22 protein-coding genes and 1 tRNA gene are annotated in these 24,759 nt (G+C 72.1%); 6 read left to right on the top strand and 17 right to left on the bottom strand.

Translation table 11 applies throughout. The features are described 5' to 3' along the window. Nucleotides 1-510 precede the first annotated feature (510 nt). The 5 genes from AB0C73_RS07030 to AB0C73_RS07010 all read right to left on the bottom strand — a co-directional run bounded on the left by AB0C73_RS07030 (nt 511) and on the right by AB0C73_RS07010 (nt 5,602). Complete coding sequence (locus AB0C73_RS07030; RefSeq protein WP_362525536.1) at nt 511-1,359, bottom strand: GNAT family N-acetyltransferase; 849 nt, start codon at nt 1,357-1,359, stop codon at nt 511-513. Nucleotides 1,360-1,584: 225 nt separating this feature from the next. Continuing rightward, nucleotides 1,585-2,478, bottom strand: coding sequence for a hypothetical protein (locus AB0C73_RS07025; RefSeq protein WP_362525534.1), 894 nt, complete (start codon nt 2,476-2,478; stop codon nt 1,585-1,587). Then, nucleotides 2,475-3,506, bottom strand: coding sequence for an SPFH domain-containing protein (locus AB0C73_RS07020; RefSeq protein WP_362525532.1), 1,032 nt, complete (start codon nt 3,504-3,506; stop codon nt 2,475-2,477). The genes AB0C73_RS07025 and AB0C73_RS07020 overlap by 4 nt, the downstream gene beginning before the upstream one ends. A gap of 267 nt (nt 3,507-3,773) precedes the next feature. Next, a complete protein-coding gene (locus AB0C73_RS07015) occupies nt 3,774-4,814 on the bottom strand; it encodes a DMT family transporter (protein WP_362525529.1) in 1,041 nt (346 codons plus the stop codon). Beyond that, complete coding sequence (locus tag AB0C73_RS07010; RefSeq protein WP_362525615.1) at nt 4,811-5,602, bottom strand: phosphatase PAP2 family protein; 792 nt, start codon at nt 5,600-5,602, stop codon at nt 4,811-4,813. The genes AB0C73_RS07015 and AB0C73_RS07010 overlap by 4 nt, the downstream gene beginning before the upstream one ends. Nucleotides 5,603-5,894: 292 nt before the next feature. On the opposite strand from AB0C73_RS07010, the gene AB0C73_RS07005 reads away from it, so the two are divergent. From AB0C73_RS07005 to AB0C73_RS06995, 3 genes are all read left to right on the top strand, one after another. Further along, complete coding sequence (locus AB0C73_RS07005) at nt 5,895-6,515, top strand: TetR/AcrR family transcriptional regulator C-terminal ligand-binding domain-containing protein (protein WP_362525526.1); 621 nt, start codon at nt 5,895-5,897, stop codon at nt 6,513-6,515. A 73-nt stretch (nt 6,516-6,588) separates the two neighbouring features. Beyond that, on the top strand, nt 6,589-6,966 hold the full coding sequence (locus AB0C73_RS07000) for a DUF488 family protein (RefSeq protein ID WP_362525523.1): 378 nt from the start codon (nt 6,589-6,591) through the stop codon (nt 6,964-6,966). Between the two features lie 127 nt (nt 6,967-7,093). Further along, complete coding sequence (locus AB0C73_RS06995; RefSeq protein WP_362525521.1) at nt 7,094-8,521, top strand: cytochrome P450; 1,428 nt, start codon at nt 7,094-7,096, stop codon at nt 8,519-8,521. On the opposite strand, the gene AB0C73_RS06990 is transcribed toward AB0C73_RS06995, so the two are convergent. Then, complete coding sequence (locus AB0C73_RS06990; RefSeq protein ID WP_362525519.1) at nt 8,511-9,017, bottom strand: DUF309 domain-containing protein; 507 nt, start codon at nt 9,015-9,017, stop codon at nt 8,511-8,513. The genes AB0C73_RS06995 and AB0C73_RS06990 overlap by 11 nt on opposite strands. Nucleotides 9,018-9,131: 114 nt before the next feature. Between AB0C73_RS06990 and AB0C73_RS06985 the strand changes: the two genes are divergently transcribed. Beyond that, nucleotides 9,132-9,205 (top strand) — tRNA-Pro (locus AB0C73_RS06985). Between the two features lie 167 nt (nt 9,206-9,372). On the opposite strand, the gene AB0C73_RS06980 is transcribed toward AB0C73_RS06985, so the two are convergent. Genes AB0C73_RS06980 through AB0C73_RS06965 form a run of 4 tightly spaced genes read right to left on the bottom strand, consistent with a single transcriptional unit; the run spans nt 9,373 to nt 15,118 of the window. Continuing rightward, the gene (locus AB0C73_RS06980; RefSeq protein ID WP_362525516.1) at nt 9,373-11,088 is read right to left on the bottom strand and encodes an aldehyde dehydrogenase family protein; all 1,716 of its coding nucleotides are present in this window, start codon (nt 11,086-11,088) and stop codon (nt 9,373-9,375) included. Next, nucleotides 11,088-12,635, bottom strand: a complete 1,548-nt coding sequence (locus AB0C73_RS06975) for a GMC family oxidoreductase N-terminal domain-containing protein (RefSeq protein WP_362525513.1) — start codon at nt 12,633-12,635, stop codon at nt 11,088-11,090. Before AB0C73_RS06975 ends, AB0C73_RS06980 begins: the two co-directional genes overlap by 1 nt. Before the next feature lie 33 nt (nt 12,636-12,668). Continuing rightward, the gene (locus AB0C73_RS06970; protein ID WP_362525511.1) at nt 12,669-13,601 is read right to left on the bottom strand and encodes an alpha/beta fold hydrolase; all 933 of its coding nucleotides are present in this window, start codon (nt 13,599-13,601) and stop codon (nt 12,669-12,671) included. After that, nucleotides 13,598-15,118 carry an NAD(P)/FAD-dependent oxidoreductase gene (locus AB0C73_RS06965; protein ID WP_362525508.1) on the bottom strand — a complete coding sequence of 507 codons (1,521 nt, stop codon included), beginning with the start codon at nt 15,116-15,118 and terminating at the stop codon, nt 13,598-13,600. The genes AB0C73_RS06970 and AB0C73_RS06965 overlap by 4 nt, the downstream gene beginning before the upstream one ends. A 105-nt stretch (nt 15,119-15,223) precedes the next feature. Here AB0C73_RS06965 and AB0C73_RS06960 point away from each other — a divergent pair, with 105 nt between their 5' ends. Further along, entirely contained in the window at nt 15,224-15,859 is a 636-nt protein-coding gene (locus tag AB0C73_RS06960; protein ID WP_362525505.1) for a TetR/AcrR family transcriptional regulator, read from the top strand. Between the two features lie 14 nt (nt 15,860-15,873). Here AB0C73_RS06960 and AB0C73_RS06955 read toward each other — a convergent pair whose 3' ends face one another. From AB0C73_RS06955 to AB0C73_RS06945, 3 genes are all read right to left on the bottom strand, one after another. Further along, nucleotides 15,874-17,118 (bottom strand): saccharopine dehydrogenase NADP-binding domain-containing protein, encoded by a 1,245-nt coding sequence (locus AB0C73_RS06955; protein WP_362525502.1) that lies wholly within the window; start codon nt 17,116-17,118, stop codon nt 15,874-15,876. Nucleotides 17,119-17,391: 273 nt separating this feature from the next. After that, the gene (locus tag AB0C73_RS06950; RefSeq protein WP_362525501.1) at nt 17,392-18,894 is read right to left on the bottom strand and encodes an FAD-dependent oxidoreductase; all 1,503 of its coding nucleotides are present in this window, start codon (nt 18,892-18,894) and stop codon (nt 17,392-17,394) included. Between the two features lie 65 nt (nt 18,895-18,959). Continuing rightward, complete coding sequence (locus tag AB0C73_RS06945) at nt 18,960-20,534, bottom strand: AMP-binding protein (protein WP_362525499.1); 1,575 nt, start codon at nt 20,532-20,534, stop codon at nt 18,960-18,962. 644 nt (nt 20,535-21,178) lie between these two features. Between AB0C73_RS06945 and AB0C73_RS06940 the strand changes: the two genes are divergently transcribed. After that, nucleotides 21,179-21,394 carry a hypothetical protein gene (locus AB0C73_RS06940; RefSeq protein WP_362525497.1) on the top strand — a complete coding sequence of 72 codons (216 nt, stop codon included), beginning with the start codon at nt 21,179-21,181 and terminating at the stop codon, nt 21,392-21,394. 18 nt (nt 21,395-21,412) lie between these two features. Here AB0C73_RS06940 and AB0C73_RS06935 read toward each other — a convergent pair whose 3' ends face one another. From AB0C73_RS06935 to AB0C73_RS06920, 4 genes are all read right to left on the bottom strand, one after another. After that, entirely contained in the window at nt 21,413-22,189 is a 777-nt protein-coding gene (locus AB0C73_RS06935; protein ID WP_362525495.1) for a hypothetical protein, read from the bottom strand. A 230-nt stretch (nt 22,190-22,419) separates the two neighbouring features. Continuing rightward, nucleotides 22,420-22,950: a DUF6221 family protein gene (locus tag AB0C73_RS06930; protein ID WP_362525493.1), complete on the bottom strand. Its 531-nt coding sequence runs from the start codon at nt 22,948-22,950 to the stop codon at nt 22,420-22,422. 156 nt (nt 22,951-23,106) lie between these two features. Further along, nucleotides 23,107-24,069, bottom strand: a complete 963-nt coding sequence (locus AB0C73_RS06925) for a glycoside hydrolase family 16 protein (protein WP_362525491.1) — start codon at nt 24,067-24,069, stop codon at nt 23,107-23,109. Nucleotides 24,070-24,470: 401 nt separating this feature from the next. After that, nucleotides 24,471-24,626, bottom strand: coding sequence for a hypothetical protein (locus AB0C73_RS06920; protein WP_362525489.1), 156 nt, complete (start codon nt 24,624-24,626; stop codon nt 24,471-24,473). Nucleotides 24,627-24,759: the final 133 nt, after the last annotated feature.

Below are 24,759 nucleotides of genomic sequence, written 5' to 3'. Positions count from 1 at the left end.
GATATGACTCTCCGCCTGGAACCGTTCAAGGTGGGGCCCTTTCGGAATTACGACGTGAGGGAGCAGTGGCGGCGGCGCGGGAACGTCGGGGGCGCAGTGGGGTCGCCTGCCGTCGTTCCCTGGGCGTGGGGGCCCGTGCGCCGCCACCGGCGCGACGGCCCGGGTCAAGGCCGTCCCCGGCGGACACCACCCATCTGTCCTCATGCACCTGACAGGTGGAGGTGAGGGAAGGATCTGCCGGTGCGGCAGACAGTAGGGAACGCCGAGGTGAACTCGATACGGGGAAAACCCTTGTCAGGGCGAGGGGGAGGGTGGGGGAGGGGTAGACCACGGACGTACGGGGCAGGCAGGCGCGGGGGGTGACGGGGCGATCGGCGTCTCCGTCCGCGTACGCCTCCGCCACGGCCCGGGTGCGTCCCGGCTACGACCCGCTGCGGCCCGGCCGGGCCGCGCATTCTGCCACGCGTTCCTGTGACGGAGTGGCCCGGCAGCCGGCCCGCCGTGTCCGGTTCAGCCCAGTTCGAGGGTCGTCACACCGAAGACCCGCTCCTGGGCGATCGGTCGGATCGGGCCCGTGTACATGCGGGCCGTCTCGAAGGTGGGCTCCAGGCCGCGGGAGAGGGCGAGGGGGGCGGCGGCCGGGTTGGCCCCGGGCATGTCGACGGCGATGCGCGGGGAGCCGAACGCGCGCGCCTCGGCGGCGAGGGCGTCGAGCAGGGCGGACGCGTCCGCGGGCGTGTCCGCGAACAGCGGGCCGATCCGGGCCTCCGACTCGGCCGGCCGGACCACGCCGTACCCGCTGATCCGCCCCTCCGTGAGGCGTACGAGCGCCCGGTGGCCCGGCGTGCTCAGCCACGGCGTCAGAAAGCGCGGCCGGTCGGCCGGATGACATGCGCTGTCGTACGCGGCGAGCTCGTCCGGGTCCACCCGCCCGGCCGCCACCACGCCCTCCACCGGCCGTTCGGGGAGCGGGACTTCGCCCACGTAGCGGGCGGTGCGATAGGCCGTCTCGAAGCCCGAGCGACGGTAGTTGTCCTGCTGCGCCGGCACCCCGTCGAGCCCCACCGTCCGCTCGCCCGCGTGCGCGAGCGCGGTGCGCCAGGTCGCCAGACCGTGGCCGAGACCGCGCAGATCCGGCCGTACGAGATAGAACCCCAGGAAGGAATACGCGGCGTCGTAGTTGACGACCGAGATCGCGGACACCGGCTCCCCGTCGACCCGCCCGATGAAGAACCCCTCCGGATCCTGCGCGAAGAACGCCCCGGCGTCCGCCGCCCCCGGGTTCCAGCCCTCCTCGGCGCACCAGTCGCGCACCAGGGCCCAGTCGTGGAGGGAGGCTCGGGAGACGTGGAGGGTCATGGGGGATCCTTCGACGGCGGAGGGGGAGCGGAGGGCGCGGGAGCGGCGAGCATAGTGCGGCCGGAGGCCGCCCCGAGCCGGGTGAGGTCGCTTTCCGGCCGACGTTCGAGGCTTCGGCCCGGCGGCCCGGCGGCCCGGCGGCCCGGCGGCCCGTCGGCCCCCGCGTCTCCCGGCGGCCCTCCGGCCCCCGCGTCCCGCCGGCCTCGACGTCGATGGACCCGCCGCTCACCCCACCAGCCGCAGTGCCGTCTCCGCCACCCCCACCCGCACCGACTGACCCCACGTCAGTTCCAGCGCGTCCGACTCCATTCCGTCCCCGAACGCGACCAGCCGGTCCGACTCCACCACCAGGCCCAGCTGTTCGCCCGCCCCGAGCAGTCCTTCCACCCGCGTCGTGCCGGTGGCCGGCGACGGCCAGGCCTCCCGTACCGTCCAGGCGAGCCGCGCGTCCGTGGCCGCGGGCAGCGGAAGCGCGCTGGAACGCTGCTGCCAGAGGGAGCGGAGCCAGCCGGTGGCGCCGGTGCCCGTGCCGATGAGGACGCCGGAGGAGGCCTGCGCCTCGGGCGGGGCGGACGGGGTGCGCAGGGTGTAGCGGGCCGTCTGGTGGCCCGGCGGGCCGATGTAGATCTCGTTGAGCGCGAGCAGCCGCTGCGCGTCGTCCGTGACGGCCTCGGCCATGGTGAGCAGCTCCGCCGCCGCCCGTACCGCCACGGCGGACGGCAGCAGCCGACGGGCCTGGGCCGGCCGGTGGCGGACCAGGACGCCAGGATTGCGTCCGGGATCGGCGTCGATCCCGACCACCGGCTGCCCGGTCAGGTACTTGGCGACATTGGCCACGAGGCCGTCCTGCCCGACCACCACGACCACGTCCTCGGGGCCGAAGAGGAAGCGGTCGAGGTCGGCCCGTTCGACCCGGGCCTGCCGCCAGCGCAGCGGCACCGCCGCCGCGACCTCGGCGAGGGCCCGCGCGTTCCGCTCGTGGCGCTCGCGCACCTCGTCCACCGACCGCCCGCGCGCGGCGAGTTGGAACGCGGCCTGGCCGAGCGTGCCGTACCGGGCGAGCAACTCCTCGTACTCCGTGGTGCGGTGGACGAGCACGGCCCGCGGTGCCAGGCTCACGACCCCGCGCCCCCACCCCGGTTCTCACCACTGTCGCCGCCGCCGAGCTTGGCGAGGAGTCCGGTCACGACGTCCGGCGAGAGCGTCAGGTTCTGGATCCTGGGCAGCTGTTCGGCCGCCCGGGTCGCGGCGAGCGCGTGGAGTGTCGCCGGGGCGACCTCCGCGTGCGCCCGCAGCCAGGCGGCCTGCGCCTCGGCGCGCGCCGCGCCGACCTCCCGGGCCGCCTCCGCCTCGGCCCGCGCGAGCCGCACCGTGCGCGCGGCCTCGGCCTCCGCCCGTACGCCGTCGGCCGCGGCGCTCTCCTCGGCCTCGCGGCGCGCGTTGATACCGCGCTGGTCGACGAGCCGCTCCTCCTGCCGGGCCAGCTCGATCTTGCTGGCCAGCTCGTTCTCGGCGATGGCGCGTTCCCGCTCGACGGCGACGGCGCGCCGCTCGTACGTCGCCCGGTCCGCCTCCTGCTGGATCTGCTCGCGGGCGGGAGTGCGCAGGGCGCGCTCGACCTCGGGCTCGGGGCGCAGCGCCACGACCCGTACCGCCACCACCTCGATCCCGGTCTCGGGCAGCCGCGGCTCGGCGGCGAGCCCGCCGGCGATCCGCTCGCGCACCGCCCCGACGCCGTCGACCAGGGCCTCGGCGAGCGGGATCCGGGCGAGCACGGCGAGCGCGTGCTGCTGCGCGGTCTCGGTGAGCAGCGTGCCGATCTGCTCCAGCGGCGTGCCGCGCCAGGCACCGGTGTCCGGATCGAGCGAGAAGTCGAGCCGGGTGGCGGCGGCCGCGGGGTCGCCGATCCGGTACGTGACGGTCGACTGCACGCTCACGTCCTGGAAGTCGGCGGTACGGGCGTGGAACGCCATCGCCAGCTCGCGGTCGTCGACCGGCACCTCGGACAGCGCGGCCGACAGCGACCGGAACCAGAAGCTCAGCCCCGTGCCCTCGTGGAGCAGCCGCCCGCGCCGGTGGTGCCGGATGTGCGCGGTGGGCGCGGAGCGCAGGTGGCGCCAGCCGGCCCGGCGGGTGATGTCGGCCATGATGAACCTCCCCTTGTCGTCAGTGTGACAATAGGGGCGGGGGAGGGTTTTCGTCAAGATGACGAAATAGGTCCATGCGAACGGTGAACGTGCGGCGCCGTTGGATGCCGTTTGGATACGGTCCCTGTCGCCGTGGCCCGGATCAGTCGCCGGTGCGGCCCCAGAGGCACAGCTCCGCCGGGCGGCCCTCGGTGCCGTAGACGATCGTGCGACCACCCGGACATCGCCGGGCGGCCGCCCACGGTCCTGGGGGCCTGAACGGCAGATCTACCGCACCGGCTCCGGCAGCGGTTCCTGACCCGCGAGCGTGTCCGGTACGACAAGGCGTGCCGCCTCGTCGAGCGACGGCGCGGCCTCGCGAGGCGTCGGGACGGAGCCGTCAGCCGTGCCGTCCCCTGTCGCCTCCGTACCCAGGCCCGTCGTCAGGAGCACCACACCGCGCGCCGCCACCAGGGAGGCGACCGCCGCGACCGCCCAGCCCCAGGGGCCCGCGCGGAAGGTCTCGCCGAGGAGGGCGACGCCGATGACCGCGGCGGCGGCCGGGTTGGAGAGGTTGACGACGGCGAGCGGGGCCGCGAGGCCGCCGCGGTAGGCGGCCTGGGAGAGCAGCAGACCGCCCGCGGCGAAGGCGGCGATCAGCAGCGCGAGCAGCGCCGTCTGCCACCAGGCGGTGGGTCCGCCGGGCAGGTCGCGGGCCAGTGCGACGGTCAGTGTCTGAGTCAGCGCCGAGCCCGCCGCCGAGGCCACCCCGGACGCCGTCGCGTGCCCGAGTCCCCGGCCGCGTTCACCGCCGCGTTCACGGCCCTGCCCCCCGCCCCGTGTCTGTGCGCCGCCCCGCCCGCGCGAGGCGAGCAGCGCGATGAGCAGCAGGGTCGCCGACGTGACGATCAGGGTCTCGCGCAGGTCGAGCGCCTCGTCGGGCGCCACGGGCCCGGTCACCGCCACGAGCCCGACCAGGCCCGCGAGGGTCCACAGCGCACCGCGCCACTCGACCCGCGAGACCCGCCGGTGCGCCCCGTACGCGCCGATCGGCAGCGCCGCCACCAGGGTCAGCGCGCCCAGCGGCTGTACGAGGGTGAGCGGCCCGTAGTGCAGGGCGGCGACATGCGCGAGCGCGCCGGCCGCGTTCAGGCCGACCGCCGACCACCACTGCGGGCGCCCGAGCAGCCGGCGCAGCGCGCCGCGCCCGCCGGCGGAGGTCGAGGCGAGCCGGGACTGGGCGACGGCGGCGAGGGCGTACCCGGCGGCCGAGACGAGGGAGAGGAGGACCGCGACGACCGTACCGGCGGTCCCGCCGGCGCCGCTCATCGCAGCGCTCCCGCGGTCGCGGTCGCGGCCGCGGCGGCGGTGACCGGCGTGGTGCGCGGCGCGCGCGGCGCCCGTACATCGTCGCCCAGCGCCCGTACATCGTCGTGCGGCGGCCGGCCGTGCCGTACCGGCGCCGGTACGACGAGCAGGGCGAGCGCGAGGAGCACGGCGGCGACCAGCGCGTCGAACCAGTAGTGGTTGGCGGTGCCGACGATCACGAGCAGGGTGAGCAGCGGGTGCAGCAGCCACAGCACCCGCCACCGCGAGCGCGTCGCCGCGATCAGGCCGATCGCGACCATCAGCGCCCAGCCGAAGTGCAGCGACGGCATCGCCGCGAACTGGTTCGCCATCGAGTCGGTCTCGGGCGACGCGCCGTAGACGGAGGGCCCGTACACCCGCGCCGTGTCGATCAGACCGCTCATCGCGAGCATCCGGGGCGGCGCGAGCGGCAGCAGCAGATGCAGCGCGAGCGCGGCGGCGGTGAGGACGGCCAGGACCCGGCGCGACCAGAGGTAGTGCGCGGGCCGGCGCCAGTAGAGCCAGGCGAGGAAGACCAGGGTGGCCGGGAAGTGCACGGCCGCGTAGTAGGTGTTCGCGGCCCGTATCAGCCCGTCGCCGTGCAGCAGCAGCTGCTGGACCGTGCCCTCGCCCGGCAGGTGCACGGCCCGCTCCAGGTCCCACACGCGGTCGGCGTTGTGGAAGGCCCGGGTCTCGTGCCCGTTCGCGAAGAGCCGGCCGGCCTTGTAGACGAGGAAGAGCGCGGTGACGAGCAGCAGCTCGCGCACCAGCGGCGGCCGTACGGGCGCCGCCGCGGGCGCCGCTGCGGGCGTCGGCCCCGGGTCGTGTACGGGGGTAGCCGTCGACCCCGGTCCAGCAGGACGTGTGCGTCGTATCCCGCGTATCCCGGCAGCCATGGCGTGGCCCCCTTTTCCGTCAATTCGGGCAGCAAACGGAGGAACTCTAGATCCGAATTCATCGAGACGCAAGCGTCTCGATACGTTTGCGTCTCGATTGTGCACCCCCTACTCTCGGATGTGCGGAGAACCATCCGCTGGGGTACCGGGTCTTCGGGAGGAACCGATGTCCACGCACGCCGCGACCGCCGCCGCCCGTCGCGGCAAGCTCACCCCCGAACGGGAGACCGAGCTCTACGAGGCCGTCATCTGCCTCCTGCGCGAGGGCGGCTACGACTCCGTCACCATGGAGGGCGTCGCCGCCCGCACCAAGTGCGGCAAGGCCACGCTCTACCGCCAGTGGGGCACCAAGCCCCGGCTCGTCACCGCCGCCCTCGACAAGACCCGCTGCGTCGTCTTCGCCGGCGTCGACACCGGCTCGCTCGTCGGCGACCTGCGCGAGGCGGCCCGGATCGCCTCCTCCCGCGTCGAGCACGACGCCGAGCTGATGGAGGCGGTCAGCCAGGCGTACCTCCAGCACCCCGACCTGCGCGCCGCGCTCCGCGAGACCGTCATCGAACCGGAGGTCGCGGCGCTCGACACGATGCTCGGCCGGGCGGTCGAGCGCGGCGAACTCGCCGCGGACAACCCGGCGATCGGCTTCGTCGCCCCCTGCTTCCTGGGCATGCTCCGCATCGAGCGCCTCTTCGAGGACCGCTTCGCCGACGCGGCGACCATGCGGACCTTCGTCGACGCGGTGCTGCTGCCGGCGCTGGGCGTGGCGCCGTCCGCCCGCCCCGAGGCGTGAGACCTTCCGCCCCGAAGGGTGAGACGTCCCGCCCCGAGGTGTGAGGCCTCCCGGCGTCCGGCACCCTGAACCCATGCCCCACTCCTCACGGCCCCCGGTCCGGGTCCGCGTCCGCCGGATCTACGAGGCGCCCGAGCCCGACGACGGCCTGCGGGTGCTCGTCGACCGCCTCTGGCCGCGCGGCCTCGCCAAGGCCGACGCGCACATCGACGCGTGGCCCAAGGCCCTCACCCCCTCGAACGAACTGCGGCGCTGGTACCACAGCCCTGAGGGGGAGTACGAGGAGTTCCGGCGCCGTTACGAGCGGGAGCTCGCCGTCCCGGCCGCCGCCGAGGCGCTGTCGGAGCTGCGCGCCCGGGCGGCCGAGGGGCCAGTCACGCTCCTCACCTCCGCCAAGGACCCCTCGGCGAGCCACACGGCGGTGCTCGTGGAGGCCCTGGGTGCGGAATAGGGCGGTCCGGCGTCCGGCGCGGTGCTTTCCCGCCACCTGCCGACACCGCCCTGGTCACACCCGCCCGTCCCACCGCACCATGACCGCGACGGACCCACGGCACCACCCCCCCGGCGAGGAGGCGCACATGGACCAGGCCCGGCAGCAGCAATTCCGGCAGCAGCCCCGGCAGCCCAGGCAGCAGACCCGAGGCGTCACGGACGGAGCCGAGGGCGGACCGGAACGCGCCGCGGCCGAACGCGCCACGGCCGAAGACGCGGCGGCCGAAGACTCCGCGGCCGAACGCGCCGCGGCCGCCCTGCGCGAGCACCACACCCGCCTCGACGCCCTCCAGCGCGACCCGTACCCCCTCTACGAACAGGCCCGCCGCACCCCGGGACTGACCCATGTGCCGCTCCTCGACGCGTGGCTGGTCGCACGGGACGCCGACATCCGCGAGGTGCTCCTTCGCCCCCAGGACTTCTCCTCGGCGCAGGCGCTGCGCCCGGACGTCCAGCCCTCACCCGCCGCCCTCGCCGTGCTCGCCGGCGGATTCGCGCCCCGTCCGACCGTCGTCTCCACCGACGGCCCCGCCCACCACCGGCACCGGGCGCCGCTCAACAGCGGCCTGTCCGCCGCCCGGACCGCGGCACTCACCCCGTACGTCACCCAGCGGGCCGAAACCCTCGCCGAGGCCTTCGCCGCCACCCTCGACACGCACGGCAGCGCCGATCTCATGACCCACTACGCGCGCCCGCTCCCCGGCGCCGTCATCGGGCATCTGCTCGGCCTGGACCCGGACGACGTGCCGACCGCCGTGCACTGCTCGTACAGCGCCGAACGGCTCCTCTTCCGCCCGCTCCCCGAGAACGGGCAGGTCGCCGCCGCCGAGGACGTCCTCACCCTCCAGCGGCTCCTCGACCGCTACGCCCGCGACCGCCGCACCCACCCCCGGGACGACCTGATCACCGGCATGGTCACCGCGCTCGCCCCCGACGCGGGCCTCGGGCCCGGACCGCGCGAGCTCACCGACGACCAGCGCTGCGAACTCGTCGCCAACCTGCAGAACCTGCTCATCGCCGGCCATCTCACCACCACCGCCCTGATCGGCACGACGCTGCTGCACCTGCTGCGCCACCGCGAGCAGTGGGAACTCCTCGTCGACCGGCCCGAACTCGTCCCGGTCGCCGTCGAGGAGGCCGCCCGCCACGACAGCCCCGTCCAGGGCTTCCGCCGTACGACCACCCGGCCGGTCGCCCTCGCGGGCACCGAACTGCCCGCCGGAGCCACCGTCTTCGTCGCGTACGGCTCCGCCAACCGCGACCCGGCCCGCCACCACGCCCCCGACGTCTTCGACCTCTCCCGGCCGCGGCCGCACCCGCGCCACCACCTCGCCTTCGGCCACGGCCCGCACGGCTGCCCCGGCGCCCAGCTCGCCCGTGTCCAACTCCAGGCCACCCTCACCGCGCTGACCCGCCGCCTGCCGGACCTGCGGCTCGCCGACCCCGCGGCCCCACCGCGGATGCGGCCCACGTTCATCCACCGCTCGCCCGAGGAACTGCTCCTCAGCCGCTGACCCCGCGCAGCCGGGGCGCCTCCGCCACCGGATCCACCGCCCCGGCTCCGGTCCCCGCCCCGACCCGGGCGGCCAGCTCGCACGCCCAGGCCACGAGCCCGGCGACATCCACCCCGTACGTCTCCGCCCCGTCCCGCACGTACCCCTCGACCCGCCCGGCCCCGCGCAGCAGCAACCGCGCCCCGCCCGTCGCGTTCCCGCGCGCCGCGTGCGTCAGCCCCACGGCCAGCTGCGCAAGCCCCTGCCACAGCTCCCGCTCATCGGCCGGCCGGGCCTTCCACGCGTCCTCGAACACCTCGTGCGCATGGAACGGCATCCCCGCGTCGAGCAGCCGCTGCGCCTCCCGCACCGTCCCCTCGGGCGTCCGCACCACCCCCTCCGGCTGCCGCGCGACCCCCTCGGCCCCGTACGCCAACGGCCGCCCGAGCCCGTCCCGCGGCCGCCCACTCCGCGCCCGCCCCTCCGCGTCCCGATCCCTGCCCGGCTCCTCGTCCATCCCCCCATTCTCCGCCGCCCCGCCCGGTGACACCCCGTGTGCTGATCCACCTCGTGAAGTGAGGTAATGTTCTCTTGCACGCCGCCGCCGGGGACAACCCGGGGACGGAAGCACCGGGACGTGGCGCAGCTTGGTAGCGCACTTGACTGGGGGTCAAGGGGTCGCAGGTTCAAATCCTGTCGTCCCGACTCGAAAGAGTCGCAGGTCAGGGGCCGTTTCAGAGCAATCTGAAACGGCCCCTGACTCGTTTCCGGGGACCGCTCGGGGACCAGCGCACTTGACCGACCGGAGCGGGGAATGGTTGATCTCCAGGAAGGGGCCGGTGGAGTGCCGGCCCCCGGGTGGTGGGCCGGGGTCAGCCGCGTAGTGCGGAGGCGAAGATTCCCGGCAGGGCGGACCAGCGGGGCGCCGCGGCGAAGTCGGCGAGGAGACGGCCCGTGGTGGCGGCGGTGCGGTTGCTGACGAACCACGGGGGCTTCGGCGACAGGGCGGGTTCGCCGTGCAGGACCGATCGCGGCGCGGGCCGGAACGGGCCGCGGACGACGGTGCGTTCCGGTGCGTCGAGCAGCAGCGCGTTGTGCACGACGCCGATCCCGCTCTGCACGTCGGCGAGAGAGTGCCCGGGGAAGGCGCCCCACGTGGCGGTCGCCGTCAGGTAGCCGACACCCGTCCACGCGTTCAACGCCACGGTCCCGTACCGGAGTTCGGTGATCGCATCGTCGAGTGAAGGACCCAGCTGCGCGATCGTGCGCGGGTGCGCGATGAGGTTCACGCCGAGCGTGCCCGTGAACCTCTCGTTCGCGGCTCGGACGGCATTCCCCAGGAACTCCGTTGTCTCGCCCGGGAGTTCCAGGACGGCCAGGACCGGCGCGAAGTACTCGGCGGTCAGTGCCGGGCCCGGATCGGCCGCGTCCAGGCCCGTGATCAGCACCCGTCCTCGACCGATGCGCTCGGAGCCGGCGTACGCATCGACGGCACCCTCCACCCGGCCGTCGCTGCCCGGGTAGTACGCGGGCCGGGCCGGGGCCTCGGACAGGGCCCGGCGCACATGCGCCAGGAAGCGGTCCTTCTGCGGCCAGTCGGAGCTGACCACGACGACCTGGCTCGCCACGCAGTTGTAGCCGCCGTTGTGCAGCTTCTGGGTGGCGATGTGCTCCGCCTGGTAGCGCAGGTCCGCCTCGGACCAGGCGCCCGGCACCACGATGGTGGGCGACACTCCGCCCAGTTCGCTGGTGACCGGCTTGTCCAGGAGCGGCGTCCCCGCCTTCTTCCGGGCCGCCCCCTCCTCGCCCGTGCCGAAGACGATCGCGTCGTGCGTCGCCGCGCTGCCGGTCATGTGGACATGGCCGACCTTCGGATGGTGCACGAGGTACGTGCCGACGTCGGCGCCACCGGTCAGGATCCGCACCGCGCCCAGCTCGATCAGCGGGGCCAGGACCCGGCTGAAGACCTCGAACAGGCCGTCCGTGACCGGGTTCAGCTTCAGAGCGACCACCCGGTTGTGCGCGTACAGCTCGTACAGCACGTCCAGGACCGGGATCGAGGTGATGTTGCCCGCGCCGAGCACCACGCCGACGCCGCCGGTCTCGGTCGGGCGGCGCTGGCCCAGGCCCGCCTGACGGCGGACTGTGCCCTCGGTGACGCCCGGCGGCATCCAGACCTCGGCGCTGAAACCGCTCAGCAGCAGCTGGTCCCAGACGCTGTGCGGCAGCACCCGGACGGCGACCCGCCCGCCGGGCGCCGGGGTCACGGAGAACCCGTCGACGGGACTGCGGCCCGCCTCCAGGGCGCCGATGCTCGCGGCCAGCGCGCCCGCGGAGGTCAGCACCGGGTACGGGCCCGTGATCCACTCCTCGCCGAGCAGCGGGCTGTCCTCCGGCAGCTTCTTGTACGTGGCGGCCGCGCGCACCCACGCCTCCGCCTGCTCGGCGGTGGCCGCGTGCACCCGCTCGATCAGCTCGCGCCGCTTCGCCAGGCCACAGGCGGCCCAGGCGGCCTCGCCGCGTACCAGGTCCTCGACGGCCTGGTCGATCTCCCACACCTGCTCGACGGACGGCTGGAGAGTCGTCATCACACGGCTCCCTTGATGAGGTCCGCGGCCTTCTCCGAGGCCATGATCACGGGCGCGTTGGTGTTGCCGCGCGGGACCGTCGGGAAGACGGAGGCGTCGACGACCCGCAGGCCGTCCACGTCGCACACGCGCAGCTCGGGGTCGACCACCGAGCCGATGGCGCAGGTCGAGGTGGGGTGGTAGAGCGTCTGCCCGATCCGCCGCGCCCAGGCGAGGATGTCGGCCTCGGAGTCGGAGGCCGGCACGTCGAACGGCCCCGTGACCAGGTCGGCCACCGCCTGCTGCGCCGCGACCTCCAGGGCGATCCGCACGCCGGCCACGATGCACTCCTGGTCCTCGCGCGACACCAGGTAGTTGTGCACGATCCGGGGCGCGGCGTGCGGCAGCGGGGAGCGCAGCGTCACCGCGCCGCGGCTCGTCGGGGCGAGCACGAGCGGGCCGAAGGCGAAGCCGTGCTCGGTGGCCGCGCCGAGCCCCTCCTGGTGGAAGAGCACGGGAGCGGCGTGGAACTGCACGTCAGGGGCGTCCAGTTCGGGACGGCTGCGGAAGAAGCCGCCGGCCTCGCCGATGTTCGAGGTCAGCGGGCCGCGTCCCTCGCTCTGCAGCAGCGCCGCGTTCTCCGGGGACGCCGCGCTGATCAGCGACTCGGCGTCCGTGCGGAAGTTCAGCATCGCCATGTAGTGGTCCTGCAGGCCCTGACCGACCGGCAGGTCGCGTACGACCTCGATGCCGAAGGCCGACAGCTGGGCGGCGGGCCCGATCCCGGAAAGCATCAGCAGCTTCGGGGACTCGTAGGCGCCGGCGGACACGATCACCTCGCGCTCGGCGCGGACGACCTCCAGGGCGCCGGCGCGCTCGACCTCCACGCCCGTGGCCCGGCCGTTCTCGACCACCACGCGGCGGGCATGGGTGGAGGACAGCACGGTGAGGTTCGGCCGCTCCAGGGCGGGGTGCAGGTAGGCGACGGACACGCTGCAGCGCAGGCCGCCGCGCTGGGTCAGCTGGTAGCGGCCGACGCCGAACTGCTCCTCGCCGTTGAAGTCGTCGTTCGCCTTGTACCCGGCCTGCTGGGCGGCCTGCACGAAGGCCGAGGACAGCGGGTGCCCCGAGCGGCCGTCGCTGACGGTCAGCGGACCGCCGACGCCGTGGTAGGCGTCCTCGCCGCGCTCGTTGTCCTCCGCGCGCCTGAAGTACGGCAGGACGTCGTCGTAGCCCCAGCCCGTGGCGCCGTTCGCGGCCCAGCCGTCGTAGTCGGCGCGGGCGCCGCGGATGTAGATCATGGCGTTGATCGAGCTGCAGCCGCCGAGCACCTTGCCCCGGGGCAGGTACGCCCGGCGTCCGCCGATGCCCGGCTCCGGGTCGGTGTCGAGGTCCCAGTCGAGCGCGGACTTGAACAGCTGCGGGAAAGCGGCCGGGATGTGGATCTCCTGGGCGGTGTCGGCGCCGCCCGCCTCGATGAGGGCCACCCTGACCCCGGGGTCCTCGGACAGTCGCGCCGCCAGGACGCAGCCCGCGGATCCGGCACCGACGATGACGTAGTCGTACATGTTCATTCCGTCCCTTGAATGAAGAGTGCGTGGTTACGAAGCGTTGTGTCGCGGTGGACGCGACGGGTCGAGGCAGCGCGTCAGGAAGGCGAGCTGGTCGGCGAGCGCCCGTTTCTGCCACTCGCCGTCGTAGACGTCGAAGTGGTCGACGGGGTACTCGCTGATCTCCGCCCACGACCCGGCCTTCCGGGCGGCCTGACGGGCGGCGTCCGGCGGCGCCACGTGGTCGTCGGTGCCGATCTGCAGCAGGATCGGACAGTCCACGCGGCGGGCGTAGGCGGTGGGCCGGTTGAGTCCGACCGCAAGGGCAGCCCGTGCGCAGACCTCGTTGCGCCAGGTCGGGCCGGCCATCGTGACGGCGATCCGGTCGGCGAGCGGCGTCGTCATCATGGCCGCCGTCCCGGGGTGTGCCACGACCGGCAGGTGGTGGGGGGCCAGCCCGGTGACGGCACGGGCGGCGTCCCACAGGCCGTGTCCCGTGAGTCGCAGCAGCCGGCCGACCCCGGCGTGGCGTAGGACGTGGCCCAGCGTGGCCAGGCCGTCCACCGCCGGCGTCAGCGAGACGACCGCCGCGATGCGCCCGTCCTGTGCCGCGACCGGGAGGACATGACCGCCGGCGTACGACGTCCCCCACAGCGCGATCCGGTCCGGGTCGACGCCGGGCAGTCGGCGGGCGGCCGCGAGGGCGGCGTGGTAGTCCTCCCGCTGGCGGCGGACCGAGACGTTCTGTCGGGGCGTGCCCTCGGAGGCGCCGAAGCCGCGGTAGTCGAAGACGAACGCGTCGATGCCGGCCTCGGCGAAGCCCTCGGCGTAGGCGAGGAGCCCGCTGTCGCGGGTGCCGCCGAAGCCGTGGGCCATGACCACGCAGGGGCGGCCGCCAGGCCCGGCCGGCGCGGCGCTCGTGGCCGGCAGGTGCCAGGCGGCGCACCGTACGCCGTGGCTGGTGAAGGTGAGGTCCTTCTTCATCGTGATCCCTCCGGGCGGGCGGCCGACAGCACGGCGCCGGCGGTGGTGAACCTCAGCCCGCTGTCCTCGACCGGCCCCTCGCGCAGCCGCTTGACGTCCTTCTCGTACGCCATCTCGACCGTCCACGGTCCGCGGGTGCCCGCCCACGGGAACCGCGCGATGCCGCGCTGGACGTAGTTCGACTTCAGGTCGAGGTACGGCACCCGCTCCAGGTACCGGTCGTCGAGGACCGGCTCGACGGTGCTGTGTCCGTGGAGGTCCATGTGGTCGAGCAGGCGGCAGAAGTGCTCGCAGACCAGGTCGACCTTGAGCGTCCAGGAGAGGTTCGTGTAGCCGAGCGCGAACACCAGGTTCGGCACGCCGGAGAGCATCATCGCCTTGTACGCCGTCGTGTCCGACGGATCCACCGGGCGGCCGTCGACGCTCAGCCCGATCTTGCCGAACGGCAGCATGGTGAGCCCGGTCGCGGTCACGATGATGTCGGCGGCCAGCTCCTGACCGGACTCGAGCAGGATGCCCGTCTTGGTGAACCGGTCGATCCGGTCCGTGACGACCGAGGCCCGACCGGCCGAGATGGCCTTGAACATGTCGCCGTCGGGCACCACGCACAGCCGCTCGTCCCACGGGTCGTACCGCGGGGTGAAGTGGGTGTCCACGTCGAAGTTCTTCGGCAGCCGGCGGCGCACGTCGGCGATCAGCAGCCTGCGCATCAGCCTCGGCGCCCGCCGGCACACCTTGTACATCCCGCGGGTCACCGCGATGTTCTTGCGCCGGACGATCGGCTGGGCACGCCGGTGGCCGAGCAGGGCGTTGAGCGCGTTCGTGACCGGGTCCGCGGCGGGCGCCGAGAAGATGTAGCTCGGCGAGCGTTGCAGCATGGTGACGTGGCCTGCCGTGCGCGCCATCGACGGGATGAGCGTGACGGCCGTGGCGCCGCTGCCGATCACGACCACGCGCTTGCCGGTGTAGTCGAGCCCCTCCGGCCACTGCTGCGGGTGGACGATCTGTCCCTGGAAGTCCTCGACGCCGTCGAACACGGGGGTGAAGCCCTGGTCGTGGTCGTACATGCCGGTACCCAGGAACAGGAAGCGCGCCGTGAACCTCGCCTTCTTGCGGGTGTGCGCATGCTGTGCGGTGACGGTCCACCGTCCCTGCACGGAGGAGAACTCCGCGCCGACCACCCGGTATCCGTAACGGATGTGCTCGGCGAGCCCGTTCTCGGCGACGGTCTGCTTCAGATAGTCCAGGATGATGTGCCCGTCGGCGATGGACTTGCGGTGCGTCCAGGGCTTGAAGCCGAAGCCGTACGTCGGCATGTCCGAGTCCGACCGGATGCCGGGGTACCGGAACAGGCTCCAGGTGCCGCCGAGGGTGTCACGCGCCTCCAGGACCGTGAACGAGGTCCCCGGGCGGCGGGCTTTGAGGTGGGAGGCCGCGCCGATGCCGGAGATTCCCGCGCCGATGATCAGCACATCGACGTGCACGGGCTTCGTCTGGTGGGTGGTCGTGTCTGTCACTGGTGTCTCCTGAACCGTCAACTCGATCCCTCGCCGATGCGCACCGACCTGGGCGACGCGGAGTGACAAGGGGGTGTGACCTGGCAACTGCTACGATCTGGAATCGTGTTCGAGCAAAACCCGGCAACTCAGGCGTCGAGCCGTCCGGCACAGCGCCGCGGAGTGGAGCGCAGACGGGCGATCGTCGACGCCGCCGAGGCCCTGCTCGTCGAGCAGGGCTACGAGGGGGCGACCCTCAAGGCGGTCAGCGAGCGGGTCGGCATTCCGATCACGTCCGTGTACCACTACTTCTCCGACCGCCATGAGGTCGAGGCCGTGCTTCTGCAGCGGCACATCGGAGCGCTCGACGCGATCGTCGCCGCCCTGTTCGACGAGCCCGGACCGGCCACGCTCCGCGACGCCGTCGACGCCGTCGTCGACGCGCTCCTGAACTACTTCCGCAGTCACCGGGACTGCGCCGAGGTCTGGTTCTCCGGACGCAGCGAGCGGATCGACGAACTGGTGCGCGAGTTCGACCGGGTGCAGGGGGAGCGGGTCCGTTCCTTCCTCGTCGAGCAGCAGCTCCTCGTCGACGACACCCCTGCGCTCGTCGTGCAGCTCGCCTTCGAAGCCGGCAACAGGCTCTTCGACGTCGCGTTCCGCACCGTGCCGACCGGCGACGACGTGACGATCGACGAGGCGCGCCGCTTCATCACCGCCTACCTCGATACGTACTCCGTGCCGCCGGAGACGCGCGACTGACGGACCGCCGTCCGTCAGACCGACTCGACGATCTCCTTGCGAGGGGTGCCCACGCGCTCGAGGGCGGTGTAGAAGGCCTGGGGATCGGCCCAGTCCTCGGGGGCGAAGGAGCCGGTGCGCTTTCCGGCCTCGTCCAGGGCGAGGAGCATGAAGGCGGCGCAGGCGGTGCCGGTGAGGCCGCCCATGCTGTTGACCAGGTAGAGGTCGGGTCCGCTGATGGGGGTGCGGCGAATGGCGACGGCAGGGATGCCGTCGCGGGTGCCGGTGACCCGGGCGAGGAGGCCTCCGCGCCACGGGTAGCGCTGACGGAGGGTGGACTTGGCGAGGAACTTGATCATCTCGCCGGTCTGCATCTCGCCGCGCCTGATCTGTCCCTTCATGCCCTTGAGGGTGTGGCGCAGGCCGGTGACGTTGGTGAAGCGGTTGTGGAGGACCTCCTGGATGTAGTCCACCGCCTCCTTCACGGTCATCTTGTCGTTCTGGATGGCGAGTCCGAGACCGCGGGCGAGACCGTTGAAGGGCATGGGGTCCAGGCCGCCGAGACAGCGGATGCGCTTGGCCTGGGGGTACTTGCGCGGCAGGGTGACGGGCTCGGGGTGGGCCGTCTCGTAGAGGAGGGTGTCGCCCATGCCTCCGCCCATCGGCATGATGGCGGTCTCGACGTAGGAGTCGTGGACGACGGGGCCGCCGTTCTCCCAGGTGAGGCACTCGCCGGCGGCGATGTGCATGAGGTGTTCGAGGACGGCGCGGCCGACGTTGGGGCGCTCGTCGCCGACGACCCAGCCGAGTTCGATGTTCTCGACGGTGTCGAGCTCGCTCGCGGCGTCGACGGCGAGGACGTTGCTCATGCCGGGAGAGGCGCCGCAGCCGACGTAGATCGGGATGCCGGCCTCCTTGGCCTTGCCGGCCAGCGACAGCGCGTGGGTGGTGCTCTCGACGTCGTCGTCGAAGTCGAGGTAGGGCACACGGGCCTCGAGACACGCCTCGATCACCGGCTCCGAGGTGCGGATGTAGGGGCCCGCGCCCAGGACGACCAGGGCGGCGCCGTTGATCACGTCGAGCAGGTTCTCGCGGTTGTACAGGTCGAGGCGGCGGACGGTGGCGAGGCCGGCGGGGAGCCTCTTCGCCAGCGGCTCCAGGAGCTCGGGCCGGATGTCGCAAAGGGTGAGGTTCCAGTCACCTTCGGCCTTCGCGAAGCGCTCGATGGCCAGCCGGCACATCTCACCCGCGGCTCCGATGAAGACGACTCGCTGCGTCATGGCATCTCCGTTCTGCTGGTCGCCGCTGGACTGCGCGGCGACGTACGTATGGCTCATAGCTGCCGCAGTGCCGCGGCCGATGCGTGTTTCTGGGGAATGCCGCCGGACGGTGCGGCGGTGTGCTTGTCGCGGGTCTCGTCGGCTCTGGCCGAGGGCGCGAGATGCAAACTCGAATTGATTCGAGTTTAGCTGTCGGTGGGGTGCCGTCAAGGTCTCGTTGTGGGTGAGGCCAACTCTTTACGGACGGCGTGTGGGGGGGGCTTGGACGTGGCGTCAGAGCGCCGCGCCGGCCTCCTTCGCGGCGCGCTCGCCGGCCTGGATCGCTCCCTCGATGTACCCCTGGTACGCGGTCGCCGACTCGGTGCCCGCCCAGTGGATCCGGCCCACCGGATTGCGCAGGGCATCCGTGTACTGGGTGAGCAGACCCGGCGGGGCCGTGCTCACGCAGCCGTCGATCCAGGGCTCGTGGGCCCAGTCCTGCTCCAGGAAGCGGAGGGGATGCGCCGCCTCGGGGCCGAACAGCGTCACCATGTCGGCGAGGAACGCGGCCCGGCGCTCACGGGGGTCGTCGAGGACCTTGTCGCTCCAGGTGTGGCCGGGACCGGAGCCCGCGGTGCCCATGAACGTCAGAAGGATGCCGACACTGCCGTCGGGCGGCGAGTTGTCGACGACGAAACGAGCGAACGGCAGGTCGGTCATCGCCGACCCGTTGAGCCCCTTGGCCCGCCAGAACGGCTTCTCGTAGACCAGGAACAGCTTGCTCTCCGTGCCGTTGTGCCACTTGCGCTGCAGCGACGTGCGACGGGCGGGAAGATGCGGGGTGAAGCTGATGCGTTCGGCGTCCGCCGGCGACATGGCGACGATCACCTGCTTGCAGCGCACGTCGGCCTTCGCCGACCTGACGAGGACGTCCCCGTCCCGTCGGCGGATCTCGCCGACCGGCGAGGCGAGCACCACCCGGTCGCCGAGTTGCTCGGCCATCTTCAGGGAGATCCGCTGCGTGCCGCCGACCACGCGTGACTCCTGGGCGCCCCCGGTCGTGGAGATCATGTGCTCGATCCCGGCGGCACCCGCGATGTGGAAGAGAGTCATGAGGAGCGAGGTGTTGTGCGGGTCCTCCCCTTGGATGACCGTGAACGCGAGCGTGAACAGCCACTTGGACTCTTCCGTGGCGGCGTTCGTGTCGAGCCAGTGCCCGAAGGTCGTGGCGTCCCATTCGACGGCGTTCTTCGCGTTCCACGGGGCGTCCACGGGGACGGTCGCGGCCATCTTCTCCAGGGTCGCCGCCAAGCGGCCGAAGTCCTCGAGCGCCTTCGCCGGCAGGGCGGGGACCGATCCGGTGAACTCCTGTCGCACGCCCTTGCGGTGGAGCAGTGACTTGCCGTCGACATAGGTCTTGAAGGTCTTCAGACCGAGCTCGTCGAGGAGCGCGAAGAGGCGGTCCTGGCCCGGGCCGACCCACTGCCCGCCGCCCTCGGTGATGACGCCCTTGCCGACGCTGAGGTTGAGGGTCCGGCCCCCCACCCGGCCGTCGGCCTCCAGGACGATCACCGAGCGGCCGGCCTGGACCAGGCGTCGGGCCGCGGTGAGGCCGGAGACACCGGCCCCGACGATCGCCACGTCCACGCTGGACTGCTTGACGGGCCCCGGGGGCGTCGCGGAGGCGGGAGAGACGCGTCCGAGCGCGAATCCCGCGCCGATGGCCGCGGCCCCGCCGCCGGCCAGCATGACGCGCCGTGGGATGCCGCTCTTGTCCTGCCCTGTCGTCTCTGTCATGGGTGCTCTTCTCCTTGCTGCGAATTTCTGGGGAGGGGAAGGAGATACGTGCGGCAGTCGGAGGCCTAGCGCAGCGGGGCGCCCCATCGGACCTGCTCACGCAGGCGGTTCTTCAGGAGCTTGCCGCCCGCGTTGCGCGGCAGTGCCTCGGCGACGACCGTCGCGTACTGGGGGATCTTGAAGTCGGCGAGGTGGTCCCGGCAGTGGGCGATCACGGCATCGACGTTGATCCGGTCCTGGTCGGTGAAGAGGACGGCGCCGACCTTCTCGCCCATCACGTCGTCGGGCACGGCGAGGACGGCGGCGTCGGTGACGCCCGGGGCGGACAGCAGGACGGCCTCGACCTCCACGCTGGAGATGTTCTCGCCGCCGCGGTTGATGATGTCCTTGCTGCGGTCGACGATGTGGACGCGGCCGGCGTCGTCGACGCGGACGATGTCACCGGTGCGCAGCCATCCCCCGCCGGCTACGCCCTCACTGGCGGGGGTGCCCCCACTGTCGACGATCGTCTCCTCGGTGGCCTCCGGCCGGTTCCAGTACCCCGTGGTCACGGTGGCACCGCGGACCACCAGCTCGCCGACGCTCGGGTCGTCCCCGACCGGTACGACGCCGATGTCCACCGACGGCACCGCGTACCCCACGGAATCCGCGTGTTCGACCGCGTCCTCGTCCGGCAGGACGGTGATCAGCGAGGCCGTCTCGGTCATGCCGTAGCCGTTGATGAGCCGGGCCTGCGGGAAGGCGGCCTTCAGTGCCTTCACGAGCGACGGGGCGATCGGAGCGCCTCCGTACGCCGCCCAGCGCACCCCGGACACCTCGGCGCCGGCGAAGCCCGGATGCCGCAGCAGGAGCGAGTACACGGCGGGCACGGTGACCACGAAGGAGATCCGCTCGGCCGACAGCGCCTCCGTCAGCCGCGGCAGATCGAGCGCCGGCATGATCACCGACGTCCCGCCGAGGTACGCGGCGACCGTGAACTGCGAGTTGCAGGCGGTGACATGGAACAGCGGCACGGAGATCAGGGTGCGCAGGTCCGCACCGATCTCGCCCGGGATGCCGAGACATCGGATCAGGTTCTCGGCGTTGGTGAGGAACGCGCGGTGCGTGGTCGGTACGCCCTTGGGGCGCCCCGTCGTGCCCGAGGTGTAGAACAGCGCGGCCACGTGGGAGGGTTCGACGCCGTCCGCCACGTACGGTGCGCCGTCCGGCAGCGGGGTGTGCGCCGCCAGATCGACCTTCACGCCGGCGTCGCCGAGCACGAAGTCCACCTCCGGGTCGGCTGACCGGGTGTTCACCGCCACGGCGATGCCGCCGGCCAGGACCGTGCCCCAGAAGGCGAGCGCCCAGTCGGTTCCCGCCGGATACCGTACGGCCACCCGGTCGCCGGGCTGCACGCCCGCGGCCCGCAGACCACCGGCGACCCGCGAAGCGCGCTCCCACAGCTGGGCGTAGGTCAGGCGTCCCGCGCCGAGTTCGACGACCGCTTCGACCTCCGGGCGTGCGTCGACGTGGGCCCGGAGCATGTCCAGAAGCGTCGCGGGCAGATCCGAGTGGCCCGGGACGCCGTCGGCGTCCCTCACGACGCCCTGCCGCGGGAAGGGGTTGTGCGAGCGCGGGATCTCGCTGACTTCAAGGGCCATGGGGCTCTCCAAGGAGTGTGCGGGGGCGGCGAGTGCCGTGTGCCGATGCGACCGGAGCGCTGACCCGACCGGCAGGCGGTGGCCGTCTCGTACCCGTGCCGCGGAAGGCGCATCGTGGGCGCTGGGCACCGAGGGTCGGGGCTCGGGATTCAAACTCGAATTGATTCGAGTTTACCTGCCGGCGGGGCGCCGTCAAGGTCTCTCGGGCAGGGGGGCTTGCGGGGGCCCGTTCGGTGCGAGCCGGGTGTCCCGTCGTCGCCACGTCGCTCGATTCCGCTGCTCATCGTCCAGTGGAGGGCCGGTGGGATCACTGCCGCGCTGCTCATCGGTGGGACCCCGGGGACCTGCTCGCGGCGGCGGTCGACGGGAGCGCGTCGCCCCAGGGCTATCTGAAGCCCGGGCAATGGGCGCACACGGCGGGTCTCGGTCCGCTCAACACGCTCAGCGACCACATGATCGTCATCCTCGGAACGGCCTTGATGCCCCACCTGATCCTGCGCGTGGGCGCCTCCCGCTCCGGGACCTCGGCGCGGCGCTCCATGGGCATCGCCTCGGGGCTGGTGGGAGTCTTTGAGCCAGAAGCAGATCGACACGTTCGCCGATGATGCTGTGCTGGGAGGTGTACGAGTTACGGGGGCGTGCGCATGAGCGTGAACCACGGGGTGAACAAGGTCAGGTTCCCGGCGCCAGTCATGGCCGGCTCGCGGGTACGGGCCGGCGTCGAGCGGCGCGAAGTGACCGCCGTCGGCGGGGCCACCAGGTCGTCACCCGGATCACCGTCGAACGCGAAGGCGGCTGACGAGGTGTCGACGCGCAGCGCGTGGCGTCCGGAGGATGTGCAGGCGGCGAAGCCGCACTGACGCAGTGCCCGGCACAGATCAGTCGGTCAGCCGGCATACCCGGTTGTCGTCTGTTACCTCGTACACGTCGATGCGCAGGAGCTGGCGGACGTGGGCCGGGACGCGAGTGGCGGCTTTGGCGGAGGAGGACGGTACGACGAGGGCGTAGCGGGTGTGTGGGTTCTGGCTCGTCATGCGGCGTAGTAGTTGGCCGTATGCGATGTCGGCGTCGATGCCCTTCTCGCTGGTGCGGCCCTTGGCCTCGCAGATCAGCCGTTCCTGGCCGCGTACGGCTTCCAGGTCGGTCCACCGGTCCGTGGGATCGACGGGTGTCCAGCCGCCGGTCAGGAGCCAGGTGCGGAAGGTGTCGGTGACCCGGTCCTCGTCACTCTTGCGAGCCAGGATCTTCCGCAGTGCTGCGAGGTCGGACTCTTCGGTGCGGCGCAGTCGTCCGCGACTGTCCGCATCCAGATCGGCGGGGCGGATGACGACGAGGCGCAGCCCGTGCGCGGGAATCTCCGTATCGCGCCGGGCGTCGTACAGGGCTCGCTGCCGGCCACGGTGGACGCCGCTGACCGTGAGGCGGTCCGGCTTGTCGAAATGAGGCGTCGGCTGGTCGTGCTGCAGTTCGCGGTACTCGACCACCAGCTGATGCCCGGGCCAGTAGGCGTCGACCGGAAGTCTGACTCGTCGGCCGCCTGCTCCGGGGTCTCCCAGCAGCCAGTCGAACCTGTGCTGCATCAGGGCCGCTTCCCCGAGGATGTGGTCGCACAACCCGATGACGTACGTCTCGTCGCTGACATCTCTCGTTGCCATGACGAGGCATCCTTTCACCACCCACGGGCCGACGGCACAGACTCGGCAAACTACACCTGGGTGTATCCGACGGCCTGTGCGACCCAGCCGTAGCGTTCGCCGGTGCCTGGAACCACTGGTCCAACTTGCCCAGAACGAAGGCACCGAGAGCCTTCTCGTCAGCGAACGTTCCGGGGCGTGGCAGCAATGCTTTCTGTCCGTACCGCACTCGCCCGACGGTACGGTGGGGACTACAGCTGTTGGCGCAGAGTCCATGAGATGTCGTAGTCCACATGATCGCGGTAGGCCATCACCAGTGCCTGTACCGCCTGACGGAGGGCGTCGCGTGCGGGGCCGGGTGCGGCTTGTTCGTACTGATCCAGCACCATACGGCGCGCTTCGATGTTCGCCACGGCTGACATCGGCCCCCAGGTGGCGATCTGTTCGGCAACATCCCGCAGCGGACAGGCGACGACCAGCTCGTCGTGGTCGTCGACGACCCTCTGGCTACGGGCCGGCCAATGGCGCCAATGGGTGACACCCGCGGCTCCGGCAGTGGCCTCCTCCTCGTCAAGGCGAGCAAGAAGGAACGCGACCATCGGGTCGTGGTCACGTTCATCGGGGTCGGCCGAGAATCTGCGGGGCCCGAGGGCAGGGTCGTCGTCGGGGCAATAGGTGAGCCAGCCGTTTTCACCACGGACCAGAATGCCGCCACCCGGCGGCACAAAGGTCGCGCACAACTCGGCGGCGCACAGAGCGCCGTACCTATTGCTGGTCGCCATCCCCGTCGCCCTCCCCGACTCATCCGGTGCGCCGCCACAGTAGCTGGTCGAGGGGGAACGGGTGCTCTGGGACGCCGGCTTCGAGGGGCGAAGCAGAAGCCGAGTTCGCACGAGGTGTCGGCCGGACCATGGGAAGGGGCCGCGTGGGGATCGTTTTCAGGGCTTCGGGACGGTGTTGATGTAGTCGGTGCCGGTGCTGTGGAAGCCGTCCACCGTCTTCTGGACGTCCGCAAGGGAGACGGCCTCGTCGGCCTTGTAGTAGACCCAGTCGACCTTCATGTCCCAGGTGCGCGGGCCGCCGGTGAAGGGGAGGTCGATGAGCCAGTTGCTGAAGTGGATGTCCATCTGCTCGCGCGGGACGTACTTGCCGGAGCTGGTGAACAGCTCCTCGCCGTCCAGGGAGTAGGTGACCTTTCCGCCCATGGTGGTGATCATCATGGTGTGCCAGCCGTCGAGGCGCCGCTCGAGGGTGTCGTGGACCCGGTCCGGCGGGTCGGCCTTGTACCAGCTGACGTTGTCGAGCTGCGGACCCGCCGAACCCCAGCCGCCGTTCGGCAGGTACTCGAAGTCGAGTTCGCTGTAGTTCTCCGAGGAGTCCGAGGGGGAGATCGGGAAGAAGGTCTGGACGACGTGGTCGCCGTCGCGGCCGCTCGTGGGCCGGTCGCTGAGGCGGACCCGGGCGGCGAAGGTTCCCGTGAGGAAGTTCCGGCTCGTGGTCTGCACCTCGGCCTGCGTGGTGCCCTGCTCGGTGCCGTCGGTGGAGGAGCGCAGTCGCAGGACCCTGCCTCCCTCGGCGGCCGGGTCGGAGGGGAAGGCCGCGCCGTCGGCGCTCCAGGTGTTCTTGATCCCCGGGCCGCCCGCACCGGTACGGATCTCCCAGCCGTGCGCGGCGAGGGAAGGGTCGTCGGCGCCGGTGTAGTTGAAGTTGTCGAACAGGGTTCCCGGCGGTCCGGTGGGCGTCGGCGAGGACTCCCGCGCGGACTCCCGCGCGGGCGCGGCGGCGTCGGCGCCCCCACCGGCCGCGGGGCCGGCGGAACACGCGGCGAGGACGCACAGGAGGGCGGGCAGCGTGAGCGCCGTCCACGCACGGCGACGAGAGGTGCGGAGGGGCTGGCTCACACAGGCTCCTTGGGGCGTAGAGGCGGTGTCTGGACACGCCCGTTGCGTGTGGATCAATCGCTGATCGCATGAATCGAGCGGTCATCCTAGCGAAGGATTCAAGCCACCCCGCCGTGTGTTCGCGACCCGGTCACCCAAGGGTCGGGAGGTGCCCGTCGACATACCGATCCGGTTACGACATTCGATCGGATCATGTCAAAAGGGGATATCGCACACCAATCGATCAGGGTCATCCGATACGGTCCGCTCTACGCTTCACCGATCTCCACACCCTGCACAAAAAGGCCACACATGATGCGCCAAGTCGCCACATCCTCCAGGCGCGGATCGGTCCACCCGGCACAGCCCGGCGTGGCTGAATCACGTCATGAGGAGCCTGTTCCGGCGCCGGTGTTCGTCGATCAGTCGGGTCTGCGCAGCCGCCTCTTCCGGCGCTTCGGCTGGCCGGTCTCCGTGGTCGGCGCGATCCTGGCGGCCGCCATGGGCAGCAGCCTGATCGGTATGCAGTCGGACGCCCCGGCGATGGGGATACCGCCGAAACCCTCGTTCTTGCCCACCAGGGGACCCTTGTCGCCCCTGTGGCCCTGAAGGGCGCGGTCCGCGACACCCCGCCCGAAGAGTCCGGCCGTCACGCCGAATGCCGTGACATTCCACGACATACCGCGCCCGTCGTGCCGCACCCGGAGCGAC

It is taken from the genome of Streptomyces sp. NPDC048623 (assembly GCF_040650755.1).
In the GTDB taxonomy this organism is placed as follows: Bacteria; Actinomycetota; Actinomycetes; order Streptomycetales; family Streptomycetaceae; genus Streptomyces.
The sequence above is the reverse complement of the archived record's forward strand: the minus strand, read 5'-3'. Positions and strand labels throughout refer to the sequence as shown.